Annotated in this window: 14 protein-coding genes; 6 read left to right on the top strand and 8 right to left on the bottom strand. The window is 46.8% G+C overall.

The features are described 5' to 3' along the window. Window positions 1-82: 82 nt before the first annotated feature. Complete coding sequence (locus HPT30_RS16805; RefSeq protein WP_175372506.1) at window positions 83-784, bottom strand: GntR family transcriptional regulator; 702 nt, start codon at window positions 782-784, stop codon at window positions 83-85. 361 nt (window positions 785-1,145) lie between these two features. Here HPT30_RS16805 and HPT30_RS16800 point away from each other — a divergent pair, with 361 nt between their 5' ends. Both HPT30_RS16800 and HPT30_RS16795 read left to right on the top strand, forming a co-directional pair. Then, window positions 1,146-1,874 (top strand): response regulator, encoded by a 729-nt coding sequence (locus tag HPT30_RS16800; protein ID WP_175372595.1) that lies wholly within the window; start codon window positions 1,146-1,148, stop codon window positions 1,872-1,874. After that, window positions 1,871-3,622: a HAMP domain-containing sensor histidine kinase gene (locus HPT30_RS16795; protein WP_175372505.1), complete on the top strand. Its 1,752-nt coding sequence runs from the start codon at window positions 1,871-1,873 to the stop codon at window positions 3,620-3,622. The genes HPT30_RS16800 and HPT30_RS16795 overlap by 4 nt, the downstream gene beginning before the upstream one ends. Window positions 3,623-3,683: 61 nt before the next feature. On the opposite strand, the gene HPT30_RS30030 is transcribed toward HPT30_RS16795, so the two are convergent. From HPT30_RS30030 to HPT30_RS30020, 3 genes are all read right to left on the bottom strand, one after another. Beyond that, complete coding sequence (locus tag HPT30_RS30030; RefSeq protein WP_246317198.1) at window positions 3,684-4,046, bottom strand: DUF4180 domain-containing protein; 363 nt, start codon at window positions 4,044-4,046, stop codon at window positions 3,684-3,686. Then, a complete protein-coding gene (locus HPT30_RS30025) occupies window positions 4,043-4,615 on the bottom strand; it encodes a PadR family transcriptional regulator (RefSeq protein WP_246317197.1) in 573 nt (190 codons plus the stop codon). The genes HPT30_RS30030 and HPT30_RS30025 overlap by 4 nt, the downstream gene beginning before the upstream one ends. A 130-nt stretch (window positions 4,616-4,745) precedes the next feature. Beyond that, complete coding sequence (locus HPT30_RS30020; RefSeq protein WP_246317196.1) at window positions 4,746-6,131, bottom strand: GNAT family N-acetyltransferase; 1,386 nt, start codon at window positions 6,129-6,131, stop codon at window positions 4,746-4,748. Between the two features lie 303 nt (window positions 6,132-6,434). Here HPT30_RS30020 and HPT30_RS16775 point away from each other — a divergent pair, with 303 nt between their 5' ends. From HPT30_RS16775 to HPT30_RS30440, 4 genes are all read left to right on the top strand, one after another. Continuing rightward, window positions 6,435-7,898 (top strand): spore germination protein, encoded by a 1,464-nt coding sequence (locus HPT30_RS16775; protein ID WP_175372504.1) that lies wholly within the window; start codon window positions 6,435-6,437, stop codon window positions 7,896-7,898. Window positions 7,899-7,971: 73 nt separating this feature from the next. Further along, window positions 7,972-9,174, top strand: a complete 1,203-nt coding sequence (locus tag HPT30_RS16770) for a Ger(x)C family spore germination protein (RefSeq protein WP_175372503.1) — start codon at window positions 7,972-7,974, stop codon at window positions 9,172-9,174. A 23-nt stretch (window positions 9,175-9,197) separates the two neighbouring features. After that, entirely contained in the window at window positions 9,198-10,292 is a 1,095-nt protein-coding gene (locus HPT30_RS16765) for a GerAB/ArcD/ProY family transporter (RefSeq protein ID WP_175372502.1), read from the top strand. After that, window positions 10,289-10,411: a hypothetical protein gene (locus HPT30_RS30440; protein ID WP_281364505.1), complete on the top strand. Its 123-nt coding sequence runs from the start codon at window positions 10,289-10,291 to the stop codon at window positions 10,409-10,411. Before HPT30_RS16765 ends, HPT30_RS30440 begins: the two co-directional genes overlap by 4 nt. Before the next feature lie 304 nt (window positions 10,412-10,715). On the opposite strand, the gene HPT30_RS16760 is transcribed toward HPT30_RS30440, so the two are convergent. From HPT30_RS16760 to HPT30_RS16745, 4 genes are all read right to left on the bottom strand, one after another. Then, window positions 10,716-11,339 carry a hypothetical protein gene (locus tag HPT30_RS16760; RefSeq protein ID WP_175372501.1) on the bottom strand — a complete coding sequence of 208 codons (624 nt, stop codon included), beginning with the start codon at window positions 11,337-11,339 and terminating at the stop codon, window positions 10,716-10,718. Between the two features lie 404 nt (window positions 11,340-11,743). Beyond that, window positions 11,744-13,147 (bottom strand): ABC transporter substrate-binding protein, encoded by a 1,404-nt coding sequence (locus HPT30_RS16755; RefSeq protein WP_175372500.1) that lies wholly within the window; start codon window positions 13,145-13,147, stop codon window positions 11,744-11,746. Between the two features lie 98 nt (window positions 13,148-13,245). Further along, a complete protein-coding gene (locus HPT30_RS16750; RefSeq protein ID WP_175372499.1) occupies window positions 13,246-14,070 on the bottom strand; it encodes a carbohydrate ABC transporter permease in 825 nt (274 codons plus the stop codon). Beyond that, entirely contained in the window at window positions 14,067-15,029 is a 963-nt protein-coding gene (locus tag HPT30_RS16745) for a carbohydrate ABC transporter permease (protein WP_175372498.1), read from the bottom strand. The genes HPT30_RS16750 and HPT30_RS16745 overlap by 4 nt, the downstream gene beginning before the upstream one ends. Between the last annotated feature and the right edge of the window lie 60 nt (window positions 15,030-15,089).

The raw sequence follows: 15,089 nt of genomic DNA, 5'->3' as shown, positions 1-15,089 counted from the left end.
ATCTATCTCCTATCTTTAAATTTATACACATACGGTTGTACGTATGAGTTGATCTTAAAATAAAGCCGAGATTACTCGGCGATTAAATATGGGTAACCACTTTGAACTCGACACTCGGACCGTAGATAACCTCTACCTTTTCCACTTCGATTCCCTTCTCATCCATTACGCTTCCCTTGGTCATGATCAGCGGGAAATCCCCCTCATATTCAAACAGCTGTCTTGTTCGCTTGCTGCTGTTAATGGGATGAATGGCCAGCGCTGCATTCTGCGGGTAAATACTGTAGCGTTGATTCATAATCTGGTACAGGGACTGCTCGGAGAAATCATATTGATCGATATCCGGAAAAAGAGCCAACGGAACATAGGAAGTGTCTAAGGTCAGCCACTTAATACTGCTCTCCCTGCGCGTGCCCCGGAGCCGAACCAAATGCATGTAAGAGTTGCCTTCCATGCTGATAATCTCCTTCTTCAGCACACGCGAGACGGGAATTTCATTCTTCTTCCGCGCTGATTCGGTAAACCCGCTGAAGTTCCAGATATTATGCTTCATCTCCCGCAGGCACACCATCGTGCCCTTGCCGTGCATCTTCACCAGAAGGGCTTCATCGACGAGACCGTCAATTGCCTTACGGATCGTGGTCCTTGTGACCTGATACAGCTTCATCATTTCCGTCTCAGAAGGAATCATCCCCCCTTCTTTGAACTTCCCATTGATGATATCGCTGCGGATAATGTTCTGCAGTTGGATGTACAGTGGGACACTGTCATGCTTGTTAAGCATATCTGCCTCCTTACACGCAATCACGGGATGGCCAGCCAGGCTGCACCGTCCATTCTGCTCAAGACTACTACTGCAGGTGATTTAGCGCTTTCATCTCGTGTTGTCCTGCTTGCCGTTCACTCATACGTATGAGTTGAGTTCAATATATCAGGTTCATTATCCTTTAGCAATAGCTTTCTGAAGTTTGGGACAAACTTCCATTAGTGTGACTGTGGAACACGCTCCTGAGCAGCCTGATAATTATTGCATCATCTCTGCTTTAGCTGTCCGATTAACGATCGTACTTACTTTTCCTCTACTGTTCAAGTTCTGTTAAAGTTAATATGGTACGATGAGAGTGGGTGAAGAATATATGACAATAATGAACGATATAAAAATAGTCATCGTAGACGATGAATCTTCAATTATCACTATGCTTCAAATGGTGCTGCGCAAGGAAGGGTTCCAGCACATCTATACTGCCGCTTCCTGCCGGGAGGCGCTTGAGGTCGCCCGGCGTGTCCGTCCTGAGATCGTTCTGCTCGACATCATGCTCCCTGACGGCAGTGGGCTGGATATCTGCTCGCGTATTCGAGAATACGGCAATCCCCATATCCTTTTTCTAACGGCAAGGGCTTCAGACCTGGATGTGCTGACCGGCTTTGCCATGGGCGGGGATGATTATATCACCAAGCCTTTCAATCCTCTGGAAATCGTGGCCCGGATTAAAGCTCGTTTGCGCCGTCAGGATGCCGAGAATTCATCGGTGATGCTTATTCCCCCCCGCTCTGAAGCTGTGAAGTACGAGTTCGGACATTTCGTCGTCAACGAAGCAGAAGGTGAGCTGCTGGTAGACGGACAACCCGTCTCCTGCCCGGCGCAGGTCTTCCAGTTGCTTCTCCATTTCTGCAAGCATCCGGGGATCGTCTTTACCCGCACCCAGCTCTATGAAGCCGTATGGGGGATTGACGGGCTGGGAGATGACTCCACAGTACCCGTGCATATCCGGCGGATCCGGGAGCGTATCGAGCTTGACCCTGGAAACCCCAAATATTTACTGACCATCCGCGGTCTCGGTTATAAGCTGGCAAAGGGGCCGCAGGAGTCATGAAAATCAGACGGCGTATTGCCTTCCACCTTACCTATCAGTTTATTTTATATGCCCTGCTTATACAGGCCATTGGTCTGTTCTTGCTCTTTATGTTTCTACAAAAAACCATTGATGATGACTTGCGCCGCAATTTTCCAAACGGGGCCTTGACCAGCATCACAACAGAAGTCTCTATGCGTAACGGGGAGATCAAGGTCCCCTCACACTGGATTAATCTGCTCAAGGAGCGGGGGATGTGGCTGCAGATTATCAATAAGGAAGGGAACGTGATCTATGACATTAATTCGGCCATTGTCCCATCGCTTCCCTCCTCCTACTCTGTGGCCCAATTGTTAAACATACAGGAATCAGGAAAGTACGAAGATTACTCGGTGCATTCTCAAATGGATTTTAATCTTTCACAGACCCAGCTTTTTCTCCTTGGTTATAAGAATCCTGACCTGGATCTGCTCATCAATCTGTTCAACAGCTATCAGAGCAATGGGCTGGTTAGTAGCTCCAAGCTCTCCGAACTATCCACTCAGTTGATGGAAAGCGGAAGGTATTTGCAAGTCACTGACGAAGCCGGGACAACCGTTCAGAGTGCCGGGAAGAGCAGCTCTTTTTATCCAAACAAGGCTACGCTGGAAATTCTGGAAATGCAGCAGGCTCCAGCCAATACGGATAGGAACATTGCAGTCTACCGGGATCCGCACACAGCAAAAACCTGGATGTTATACTCACCAAATGCGGTGGAGAACATCCCTAAGCAGCCTGTCGTCCAGAGTCTTGTCCGCGCGATCTACTGGCTGGCTATATTCATCTTTGTCTTCTCATTGGCCGTCTCTGTCTGGCACGGCTACCGCTATGGTCAGCCACTGATCCTCTTCGTCAGTTGGTTCCAACGATTGAGCCAAGGGCATTATGATCAAGTGCTGACGGAGAAGGACAGGCGCAAAGTCTTCAAGCGAAACGGTAAATTGAAAATCAGCTACAAGCTATACAGCGAGGTTATTCAGACGTTCTACCATATGGCTGAACAAATGGCACACACGGAGAAAGAACGCAAACGACTGGAGAACGCGCAGGAAGAATGGATGTCCGGCATATCACACGACCTGCGCACACCACTGGCTACTATTCAGGGGTATGGCTACATGCTGGCGAACCAGCCTGGACAATGGGATCAGGAGGAGCTTCAAGTTATGGGCACGATGATCCGCGAAAAAGGCGACTATATGCTTGAGCTGATCACCGACTTCTCACTCATTAATCAGCTCAAGCATGGGGCTTCGCTCATGAAAGTCCACAAGCTGGACCTGGAAGAGCTGGTACGCCGTGCTGTCCTGAAATATGTGAATGATGCAACGATGTCAGACTGTGATTTTACATATGAGGGTACAGATCAGGCCTTATATGTTCAGGCAGATGACAATTGGCTGCAGCGGCTGATGGACAACCTGTTATCCAATGCGGTGAAGCATAATCCGCCTGGTATTACGGTTAACGTCACCGTAGGTATAATGAATAACGCCCCTTACATCAAGGTAGCGGACAATGGAACCGGAATGGATGAAATCACTCAGCAAAATCTGTTCAAACGCTATTACCGGGGTACCAATACTGAAGAATCCACCGCAGGCTCGGGGATCGGGATGAGCATTGCCAAAGCAATTGTCGATGCCCATGGTGGTGAAATCAAGGTACGCTCAACATTAGGCCAAGGGACAGAAATCCTTATCCTGCTGCCTCAGAAGCATAACTTATGAAAAAAAGAATCTTCAGCCCTGCGACTTTACGCATGCTTGAAGATTCTTTTTTATGTCCATACTAAGCTTGCTGGAGAAGCCATTGCTCGGCTTCATCGGTATTGTCAAATATTCTGAATTGGTTTCCTTTATTCAATTCGGAAGCGAGTTCCTTGAATCTGCCTTCTGTAATCATTTCATCCAAAATCAACGCAGATTTCACATGATAATTAATGAGCTTCTGCATCATTCCGCCGGCCAGCCCTGTTCTGAGGTTGAAGAAATCTGCAGACAGCACTGCATTGTGTAGCATCAGCAGTTTGGTGTCATGCTCTGAGCATAAGCCAATGAGGTCCAATGCATCCTGTTCTCTGCTCAGCGGCGTCTCGGCGGACAGGACTGATACATAGGCCACATTGTTGTTGCTGATCACTTGATAATTCATTCTGTTCTCTCCTTTGCTTGTTCGTATTCTGAAGCCTGTTCTGTCAAACCTTGGCGTAATTGCTGCACCCACTGCAGCTCCTGCTCATAGGAGGCGATGATATTCTTATCAATCATTTTCCAGATATACGTTTCACGGGATGTGCGATTAGGGGAAAAGAGTCCTCTACGCATCTTCTCCTGCTCCAGACTGATCTGCAGAATGAGCTCCTGCTCATATCCTGACAGTAGCTCTTCCAGCTCTGCAGGACTTAACTGATCGGCCCACGCCAATTGGGTCAGGAACCCTTTCTTGATTTCCGGCAGCTCCGGTGGTGAGAGCACCCAGCTTTTCAATTCAGCCCTGCCCTTTTCAGTAATCGTATAAATCTTCTTTGAAGGTGAGCTTTCTTGATGCTGCACTTCATTCGTAACGAGTTCTTCTCCAAGAAGTTGCACCAATGTCTTGTAAATTTGATTGTTGTTGCCTGACCAATACATTGCCGAGGAGTCCTCGATGATTTTTTTCAGGTCATATCCAGTGGATGGCTTCCAGCTCAGGATGCCCAAAATCGCCAGTTTGATTGACATTACAATTCACCCTTCATTAGATAACTTATGTTAATAGTATCATATGTTATCAGTTATACACAAGGGCAGAAAAAACCTCTTTTGCTCAGGATGAGATTGTGCAATCATCACTACAAAAGAGGAGTCCTTATTAACTATGTATAAATTCCTTCTCCAAGATCGAATAAAAATACTGGTCAACCCAGCGCCCCTGCCAATTCAGCTCTTCCTTGAAAATCCCTTCCCTCACCAACCCGCTCCGCTCCATCAGCGCCGCCGACCGCTCATTATGGCTATTGCACATTCCAACTACCTTATGGGCTTTCAACTGTTCAAAAGCGAATTGCAGCAGTAATCGCACGGCCTCAATCCCGTATCCATTCCCACTGTATTCCGGAAGCAGAGCATAACCAAGCTCCCAACTGCTGCGGAAACCAACATAACTCCAAAGCTTTATAATCCCAATTGGTGTTCTCTCAGAATCAGTCGCTCTACGAATTACAAAATCATAATGATCCTTATTCCCGGCATCTTGAATCCTGCTCCGATATTTTTCACGTACTTCCGCCCTATTTTCATCTACACTCTCTTCGTAATACCACAACTCTTTGTTGCATAATGTACTGCTTATAAAGTCCAAATCATCAATAGCTAGACTGGACAGCAGCACCTGTTCTCCGCGAATTTCCATGAACTCAGATTCCTCCTTATTCGGGGCAAGATTATACCAGAATATAGGGTAGCTGAAATCTAAAGACAAGCCTGCACCTTCAGCCAGCCGAATCGACCCCAAGTTATCAGGAGAACAATCCCAATAAGGCTGGAGATTATGTTGACCGCATTCCTTAATAAAAGCCCTGACTGCCCCTGCAGCATAATGCTGTCCCCGGAACTCTTCCACAGTTTCTACATCCGCCGCATGGATACTCCCGGCTACGAAGCCAGAGAAACACACACTGGCCACCTTGTCATTACACTCCGCGATATATCCAATACCCCGCTGCAAAAACTCCTCTATGGAGTTCCAGTAGTTAAGAATTTTCTGCTCCAAAAAAGCATAATTCGTATATCTTCCGGGTCTTAACGTCTCCTTGTCCATTCTGGTGATGATTAACGGTGATGATGATACAACTTCCAGTACCGGAGGTACATTATCCTCTATGAGCCCGAACACATGCTGAATATCATGGGAGAGATGGCGCGGATGAAAGATCGCACGAATCGTCTCTCCCCACTCTCTGTTCTCCGGCACAATCTCTACGTCATGAATATTCTGCTTTAACAGTTCAGGCTCAAGATAGGTTCTCATATAAGAATCAAGGCCTTGCAAAAAACCACGGCTTCGCGGATTTCCAACGATCTGAAAATCTGACTGGCCCTGAATCCAGATTAACGCCGCTTCGGGTTCATCGGGATGGTCTGTGTATACCCGTCCCGGGTTGATACCTTCAGCAACAGCCCTTACCTCTATGTTGTTGCAGGGGTCCGTCAGATGCCTTATTTTATAGAATTCTTGAGTTCTTAACTCTGTAATCATTATAAATTCCTCCAACAGTTATCTTTACTTAGTATAACGACAGGTGGCAATTTATGGATTGTAAAGAATGAGTTTAAAAAAATTTGCCATATTCAAGCTAAAAAATCGACCCGTTGCTGCTATTCATGGAGTATTAGGGCGCCTTTTTATCCAAGAATATAATTCCATGAAAATTGCGCATAATAGCATAGAACTATCAAGTCAGATCCCTCTAAGGATGTAAATATGCTTAAATGGCTCTTAAGAAATCGTAAATCACACAAAAAGCTGCCAACCCCACAGTTGTCCAGGGGGAATTCTCCGATGGGTCCTACACTAAGCGGTAATTTCGAAGCCGACTTGGCGTTCTTCAGAGAGAGCTTTGACCGTTCAAGCGACATCGTATTCAAGGAACTGCTGGTCTGCGATGGTTACCGTGGCATCATTATTTTCATAGACGGATTAGTGGATGTATCTCTTGTGGACATGCACATCATTACACCCTTGCTGCACGGTCGCAGCCAACTGGAACTCAAGCTGAATGAACAAGTCAAGCATCACAATGTCCAAGCAATCTTGCAAAAAAGTATTGTATCTGCCTGCCAGAGCAAGCTAGAGAGTGAAATGCATACCATCGTATCTGCCATAACGAACGGTGACACCATACTCATTCTGGAGAGTTCTTCCGAAGCCCTGATCTTCGACATGAAAGGGCGGGAAGCACGCGCGGTCGAAGAAGCGGCCTCTGAGCCTACCATTCGCGGACCCCGGGAGGGCTTTACTGAGAAGCTGCGTACTAATACGAGTCTTCTACGCACCAGGCTTAAGACGAATAAACTCAAAATGGAGCCACTAACCATTGGCGATGTGTCCAATACGGACATTGTCATAGTGTACCTGGACGGAGTCGCCAAGACAGAACTAATAGATGAAGTGCGCACACGGCTTGGCCGAATAAAAATCGATGCGATTCTGGAGAGCGGATATATTGAAGAATTGATCGAGGACAATACCTATTCGCCGTTTCCGCAAGTCCTTAGTACAGAACGTCCAGATCGGGTAGCTGCAGCTCTGCTAGAAGGTAAAGTCAGCTTACTGATTGACAATACGCCGTTCGCTTTGGTGTTGCCTATCACTTTTCTGGGACTGATGCAATCGCCGGAGGATTATTATCAGCGGTACATGATCTCGACAGCCACCCGGTGGCTACGATACTGGCTGGCGTTCATCGCCCTGACCTTTCCCTCTCTTTATATTGCTGTAACAACCTTTCATCAGGAAATGGTGCCGACCAACCTGCTGCTTAGTATTGCATCCTCACGAGAAGCGGTCCCCTTTCCGGCCATTATCGAAGCGCTTCTCATGGAGATTACCTTTGAAGGATTGCGGGAAGCAGGTATCCGAATGCCCCGCCCTGTTGGACAGGCCGTAAGCATCGTAGGTGCATTAGTCATTGGACAAGCCGCTGTGCAGGCGGGCATTGTCTCGGCGATCCTCGTGATTATTGTATCGTTCACGGGAATTGCCTCCTTTATTTTCCCTTCTTATAGCCTGGGGATCGCTGCACGGTTGCTGCGCTTTCCGTTAATGTTCCTGGCCGGAACTCTGGGGCTGTACGGAATTCTCCTGGGGCTGCTGGTCATATGCATCCATCTGCTTAGGCTCCGCTCCTTTGGCGTACCTTATCTTTCGCCCGTAGCTCCCCTATCCTTGAATAATCTTAAGGATACACTCTTCCGGGTACCTTGGAGGAATCTCATTCATCGCCGCAGAGGAATTGGCGAATAAGAACAAGACCATGCACTCTGTTCTGATGCCATTCATAAGCTTCGTTCCAACAATAAGATGAGGGGTGAGAAAAATGCAGGTGAAACCAGTGATCCTGTCAATGATGTTCTTCCTGATTCTCCCTCTGTTGACGGGCTGCTGGAGCAAAGTGGAAGTAAATGATGTCGCTATCGTTACTGCCGTCGGTCTCGACAAGACGGATAAAGGAAAAATCCAGCTCTCGCTGGAACTCGCCGTCCCCCGATTGTTAGGTGTGACCAACCAATCCGGAGGCGAAAAGCTGGAGGCCAAAGCAGGCTGGATCCTGTCCGCAGAGGGGGAGACCATCCTGGAGGCCTACAGGTACATTCAGCAGAAGGTACAGCGGAAGATTGTTTTTTACCACAGTAAGGTCATTGTTATCGGGGAGAAGCTGGCACGTAGCGGCGTACTGCCAGTCCTGGATTTCTTTGAACGGTACAAGCAATCGCAAATCAAGAGCCATATTCTGTTTGCCAAGGGCAAAGCGGTAGATATCTTGGAGTATAATCCAGTATTCGAAAAGCTGTCCTCCGAAATCATGCGCGAAGAAGCGAAATCCAAAAAGAATGTAAGCGTCCGTCTCCTGCAATTTATGGACATGTTGGTATCGCCGGGAAATACGCCCATGGCAGCCCGTGTACAGCTAATCCCCGCTCAGACAGATAAAAATAGCGGCGAGTCTGATCCAGGCATATCCAAGATTAGCAGTCTATCCGTCAGAGGTGCGGCTGTGTTCCACAAGGATCAGCTGATCGGCTGGCTGAATGAGACAGAAACCAGAGGTGCCATGTGGCTGAAGAACCGGATGAAGGATGCGGTAACAACTGCCGAAGTTCCGGTGGAAAAGGGCGGCGGCCGAATCAGCGCACAAGTGCATACAGCGAGCACGAAATACCATACACTTGCAGGCACTAAAGGAATTACGATAACGGTGGATCCCTACGCGGAGGTTTCTATCTTTGAGAACACTTCTAAGCTGGACATGAGTAGTCCCAAGGATCTGGAGTATGTCAGAACTTTGGTTACGGAAGATGTTAAGGCCAGAATTGAATTGGTCTGCCGTGAGGCACAACTAGGTTATAAAAAAGATATTCTAGGGTTCGGACATATCATCTACCGCCAGCACCCCAAGCAATGGAACAAGAGCTATGCCAAGGAATGGGAGAAGCTATTTCCTGAAGTACCGATAAACATTACTCCACACATTACAATAACGCAGGTAGGGTTAACCAATAAATCCATAGAGCTTGAGTAAGCGGCTGAAAGGGAGGAATCAGGATGGTCAGGGTATCGGGTTATCAGCTCTTTGCGACTACGGTGTTGTTTCAGCTAGGAACGACAGTGATCTTCGGGTTCGCCTCTCCCGCCGGACGTGATGCCTGGATTGCGATGCTGCTCTCAGCCTTCATTGGAATGTTCATGATCCTGGGCTACATCGCTCTTATGAACATGATGCCGGGCTTATCCTTGGTTGAATGGTTCCCCAAGCAATTTGGCCCTTGGCTGGGCATCCCCATTGCCTGGTTCTATCCATTGCTGTTTATTTATGACGCAGGACGGGGAATCAGCGATCTAAAGGAGCTTGTCCCGCTCACCCTGCTGCCAGGTACGCCTACATGGGTCATCCTAGGCTCCATGATGCTCGTGATTATGTATTTTCTATCCAGTGGAGTCGAAGTTATCTTTAGGTTCGCGGGGCTGCTTTTCCCGATTATATTCTTTCTCTTCGTTGCAGAGATCCTTCTACTACTGGGTTCCAGAAATGTGCATTTCGACAATCTTCAGCCCCTCTTGGGCGAAGGCTGGGGGCGAGTCTGGAAGACCGTCTGGCCCTTTGGCATTCTGCAGACCTTCGGCGAAACCATTGAATTCGCGATGTTATGGTCCTTTCTGAGAAAACCGGGGCAATTGGCCGGAATAAATATCATTGCCGTGCTGGTCACCGGCGTTACTATCGCCGTGTTTGATATGTTAGCGATTATGGTGCTGGGCGAAGGCGTCTTCCAACGCAATATCTATCCTCTGCTGGTGTTGTTGAGGCAGCTAAGTATCAGTGATTTTCTGGATAACCTCGATGCTCTGGGCGTGATGTACTTTATGACGACTATCTTTTTAAAAATATCCCTTCATCTGATGACTGCTGTTCTGGCTATCCAGAAGCTTACCTCCGCCAAATCACTACGTCTGCCGATTCTTATCGTTACCGTGACCACACTATGGATTGGCAGCAATATGGCACGGAATGTGACTGATCACATCTTCGTGGGGACCCGGATCCTTCCTTACAACTTATGGATTCCCCTCTTTATCGTGATTCCAGCTATTCTCTTGATGGTGGCCTGGATTCGCAAGAAAGCAGGGACAGCACTATGAGTGAATACCTGTGGCCTTGGCAGTCTCATGTGTTCATCCTGCATCCTTGGGCAATCTCTATCATGTTCATCGTGTTATCGCTGCTGTTGTCGATGATTAGTTGGTTCAAGAAGAAATAGAGGGGGCGCTGACCCTAACAGTGAAAAGAGGGGCCACCTCACCAACTAACAGCATTTTTGTACCTTATTTTTCTTCAATATAGCCAAATAAGGGAAATAAGGGCATTATTGTATCTTACTTTTCGAAAAAGCACACTGGACAGGCTTTCTGGAAGATTTAAGGTACAATATTGCACTTAATCTCCGCTAACCCTTAGCTGCAGAGGATTTAAGGTACAAAAATGCCGTTAATTACACTTCGATCCTTTTTATATAAGCTCTCTTTTTTTTAGCTATGTTTGTTTTTTTAACATACATGGTAGAATCAACTCATTTTCTTAATCAGCTTCTCCACTCGTTTTCGCTTTGTATCTTTTTCAATGTCGTCAAATCGTGAGATCAGCGTCTCTATGAATACGGCTTTGTTGTTATCGTTAATGATGGACATTGCATTCTCCGCATACATTGGGAGTTGATTTGTCGGACATTTCTTAAGCTGTTCAATGAGTAAGCTGAATGCATTATCAGCATATTGTTGGACAGAACAAAGTTTAATCAGGATATTTACTGCGTGATCCTTTGTGATCACCGATCCTCTGTCAGCAATTTCAACAATTTTTGCAAGTGATAAATAAATGGTTTCCGGTTTTTCAAGAGTTATCGCATCTAGTGCGGTCATAGCCCCCCACACAAGCCGATTGTTCCTATGATCAAGCAATGTTACGAACTCTTTGCTGTAATCAACAACTAATGACGGTTTCATATCTCCGATTTCATAGAGAACTTTAATACAATCGCTTTGAATATTCTTATCTCTGTTATGCAAATTATCAACGAGTTCTTTCACAGCTTCCTTATCCTCCCGGTCGGCAATATATTTCGCCAGCTCCTGATTAGGACCTTCGTCTTTGCGGTTGAGTGAGGTTGCTAATTTGCTGATAATAGTCATCTAGTTTTTCTCCTTTAGGGGTTAGGGGATCTTAATTTATCGCAATGATTGAACTGAACAATACTAAGATACCGACAACTGCAATCGAAAGCAATACACCCAATCGAGCCGCCGAAGCTAAAATCCTTCGCAAAGTAAAAGATATCCATCAGACTCTCAACAATGAGTCGAGTCGGTAACCAGGAGTATACATAGTCACGTTAGAACGACGACAGAAATTCCGGGGCAAAATTTAGCGGAGCCTCTTTCGAAAAGAACGTGAAGGAAAAGCAAAAACCGGATTCCCCTGTAGTTAAGGATCCGGTTTTTACAACGAGTTGCTAAACCTAAGCATGTTCAAACGCTTCCCTGGACCATCAAGAATCCTTGGCGTTGACTAGTTCCCTTCCATTGGAAGCTGTACTTTATTTAAGGGTTTTATTGTAATCGGCAATTTTTTTCGTGATTTGCTGAGCCACTTCGTCAAGTGCCTGTTTAGGCTGCTTTTGGCCGTTCAAAGCGGCTTCAATCCCGCCTTCCACGAGTTGGCGCGCTTCCGGAAATACACCCATTACGGCGCCGGAAGTCGCTGTAGACTCCGTGGAAGCATGCAATTGATCCACGGCCGTCTGAAACTGCGGATATTTCACCATGTTGTCCTTCAACACTTGCTGGTCATAAGCAGCCTTGGTGATCGGGAAGTAACCGGTGTTAACGCTCCACTCTGCCTGAACTTCCGGAGAGGCCAAGTATTGGATAAATGCCCAAGTAGCCTTTTGCTGTTCTTCCGGCTTGCTGTTCATGATATACAGGCTTGCCCCACCGACTACTACCCCACCTTTGTCTGCAGACGCCGGTTTAGGCAAGAAGCCGGTTCCCACTTCAAATTTCCCGCCAACAGATTCTACAATGTTGCGAAGACCTGCAGTAGAGTCGAGTGTCATGGCAATCTGCCCGGCGGCAAAGGCACTGTTTGTGTCGGCCGTTTTGCGTCCAAGGTTGCTGACGGCTCCTTCGTCAAGCATCCGTTTCCACCATTCCAGTGTTTTCACACCGGCTTCGGAATTCACGAGCGATTCGGTTGCGGCGGAATCCCGGCCGTTGCCATTATTAACATAGTCGGCGTTTTGATTCGCGAAGAACTGCTCCATAAACCAGCCGTAGATAGCAATCGAGGCGCCTGGCTTGCCATTTTTGCTCAAAGCCTTAGCAGCTTGTTCAAATTCTTCATAAGTTTTCGGCGGTTTTTCCGGATCAAGCCCCGCTTCTTTAAACGCATCTTTATTATAATAAAGGATCGGATTGGACGTATTGAACGGCATAGCGTTTAATTTACCGTCGATCGTGTAATAACGAGTGATATTAGGCTCCAATTGGGATAACTCAAAGCCGTCTTTGTCGATGAATGTTTGAACAGGTGTGATCATTTTGGAGTCAATCATAAATTTACTGCCGATTTCGTAGGTCTGAATCAGATCCGGGCCGCTGTTAGAGCCAATCGAAGCTTTAAGCTTGTTTAAGCTTTCATCATAAGTACCTTGGTATATAGCCTGTACCTGAACATCGCTTTGACTGGCATTAAAATCAGTAACGATTTTATCCACTGCTTTTTCATTCGTTCCGGACATGGAGTGCCACCAGGTGATCGTAACCGGTTTTTTGACATCATCTTTCGGTTTCTCTGCATTGGTGCTATTACTTCCAGCGCTTGGACTGCTCGTGCTGCCATTAGACCCGCTGGCATCTGAGCTGTTGTTACAACCGGCCAGAGCTACCATCAGAATTGCTGTCGACAGAACCATTCCGTGTTTGAATCGAAACCCCGTCATTTTCACAATCTCTCCTTTTCAACACATATTGTCCATCCATTTGAAGCTCTTTCTATATCATCATCCGCCAGTGGCAGTTGACTTCCTTAAGGGATATTTCAGCCTTTCAGCGCCCCTGCCGCCATCCCTCTAACAAGTTGCTTCAATCCAAACACCAGCAATAGCAACGAAGGCAATATCACGATACTTATCCCGGCAAATACCAGATTCCACGAAGTCGATTCCTGATACTGCAGCATGGAGATTCCAATTTGCACGGTGCGCATCTTATCACTGTTCGTAATCAGCAAGGGCCACAAATAGGAGTTGTACATATTCAGAAAAGAATATACGGCTAAAGTCCCCAGCGCCGGCCGGGACAGCGGTAGCACATGAAATAAAAAGTACCGGATGTGCCCGCATCCATCCACTTTAGCTGCCTCAAACAGCTCCTTAGGCAGTTGGAGAAAGAACTGGCGCAGCAAGAACGTGCCAAATGCCGTGGCCAGAAATGGAACGATCAAGCCTTGGTACGTATCCAACCAGTTCAGATTCCGGATAACCAAATAATTGGGGATCATTGCTACTTCCCATGGAATCATCATAGTAGAGACAAACAAGCTGAACATAAGCGCTTTTCCTTTAAACTCCATTTTGGCAAATGCGTAAGCAGCCATGCTGGCCGTGACCAATTGTCCAATCATGACGATGGCTGAAACCAAAAACGTATTCCCAACGAAGGTGCCGACAGGTACAAGATCAAATACTTGAATGAAATTGGCCAAATTCAGAGAGTGCGGCACGATATATGGAGGATAAGCACTGGCCTGAGCTGGCGTCATCACAGCCATAAAAAAGGTATATATTACTGGGTAAAGGACAAGCACGGCCATGATGGCTAACGCAATGTACAAAGCCGCTTGTCCGGCAGTAAGCTTTTTCATTGATAATGCACTTTCCTTTCTACCCATTTGAATTGAATATAGGTAAGCAAGAGAATAACCAGAAACAGCATCAGGGCTTGTGTACTGCCGGCTCCGAACCGGAAATTGATAAAGGACTCCTGAAAAATTGAGAAAACGAATACACTGGTACTGTCCATCGGACCGCCGGAGGTCAAGATATTGATTTGACCAAACGATTGAAAGGCGCTAATGATTGAAACAAGTACTACGAAAAACAGGGTTGGTGATAAAAGTGGCATCGTAATGATCCGGAACATCGTGACTGCTCCGGCACCGTCTATTTTTGCACTCTCATACAGCTCATCGGGAATCCCTTGCAGGCCACTGGATAAAATGATGTAATTAAACCCTAGATTCATCCAAACTGTCATGAGGGAAACGGACAGTAGCGCCCATTCAGGGCTGACAAGCCAGGGAATGGGCGCTACTCCAGCAAGCCCGAGAAAATAATTCAGCATCCCGAGTGACGGGTGAAATAAAAATTTCCAGATAATCGAAGACGTTCCTACTGCGAGCACCAAGGGGAGTGAGAACGCAAATTGGAATCCTCTTTTTCCCCAGCGTAAATTGTGGGTTAACGCCGCTAGTAATAAAGCTAGCAAAATGCTCGTCGGAACCGTGAGCAGTGAAAACATGGCCGTAACCTTCATGCCGTTCCAGAACAAACCGGAAGAAAAAAGCTCCTTAAAGTTATCCAGTCCGACATACGCGGCCACCTGCCCGGTTGGGTCTGTACTGTGCAAACTGAGATAAACGCTTTTTAGAATGGGATAAAACAAAAAGATGGCAAACAGGAACAAAGAGGGTGCTAAAAACGTATAAGCAAGCACATTTTCCCGAAATCTCATTTTTTTCAGCGATGCCGTGCGATTATAGGTAACCGCCGCTGTGGGCTTTCCATGGATCGCCAAGCTGAGCTGATTATCAAGCTCACTCATTACGAGGCCTCCTTTTAATTTAGAAAATTTTGTAACTGGAAATCTTTGTCCTAGTTAGTG

The organism is Paenibacillus agri (assembly GCF_013359945.1).
Lineage (GTDB): Bacteria > Bacillota > Bacilli > Paenibacillales > Paenibacillaceae > Paenibacillus_AQ > Paenibacillus_AQ agri.
Note: the sequence above shows the minus strand (reverse complement) of the source record. Positions and strands in the feature narration are given on the sequence as shown.

Coding starts and splice junctions, on each gene's coding strand:
- HPT30_RS16745 (WP_175372498.1), bottom strand. CDS start 15,029: ATGAGTGAGCTTGATAATCAGCTCAGCTTGGCGATCCATGGAAAGCCC.
- HPT30_RS16795 (WP_175372505.1), top strand. CDS start 1,871: ATGAAAATCAGACGGCGTATTGCCTTCCACCTTACCTATCAGTTTATT.
- HPT30_RS30020 (WP_246317196.1), bottom strand. CDS start 6,131: ATGATTACAGAGTTAAGAACTCAAGAATTCTATAAAATAAGGCATCTG.
- HPT30_RS30030 (WP_246317198.1), bottom strand. CDS start 4,046: ATGAATTATCAAGTGATCAGCAACAACAATGTGGCCTATGTATCAGTC.
- HPT30_RS16805 (WP_175372506.1), bottom strand. CDS start 784: ATGCTTAACAAGCATGACAGTGTCCCACTGTACATCCAACTGCAGAAC.
- HPT30_RS16750 (WP_175372499.1), bottom strand. CDS start 14,070: ATGAAAAAGCTTACTGCCGGACAAGCGGCTTTGTACATTGCGTTAGCC.
- HPT30_RS16765 (WP_175372502.1), top strand. CDS start 9,198: ATGGTCAGGGTATCGGGTTATCAGCTCTTTGCGACTACGGTGTTGTTT.
- HPT30_RS16800 (WP_175372595.1), top strand. CDS start 1,146: ATGAACGATATAAAAATAGTCATCGTAGACGATGAATCTTCAATTATC.
- HPT30_RS16755 (WP_175372500.1), bottom strand. CDS start 13,147: ATGACGGGGTTTCGATTCAAACACGGAATGGTTCTGTCGACAGCAATT.
- HPT30_RS16775 (WP_175372504.1), top strand. CDS start 6,435: ATGGGTCCTACACTAAGCGGTAATTTCGAAGCCGACTTGGCGTTCTTC.
- HPT30_RS30440 (WP_281364505.1), top strand. CDS start 10,289: ATGAGTGAATACCTGTGGCCTTGGCAGTCTCATGTGTTCATCCTGCAT.
- HPT30_RS16760 (WP_175372501.1), bottom strand. CDS start 11,339: ATGACTATTATCAGCAAATTAGCAACCTCACTCAACCGCAAAGACGAA.
- HPT30_RS30025 (WP_246317197.1), bottom strand. CDS start 4,615: ATGTCAATCAAACTGGCGATTTTGGGCATCCTGAGCTGGAAGCCATCC.
- HPT30_RS16770 (WP_175372503.1), top strand. CDS start 7,972: ATGCAGGTGAAACCAGTGATCCTGTCAATGATGTTCTTCCTGATTCTC.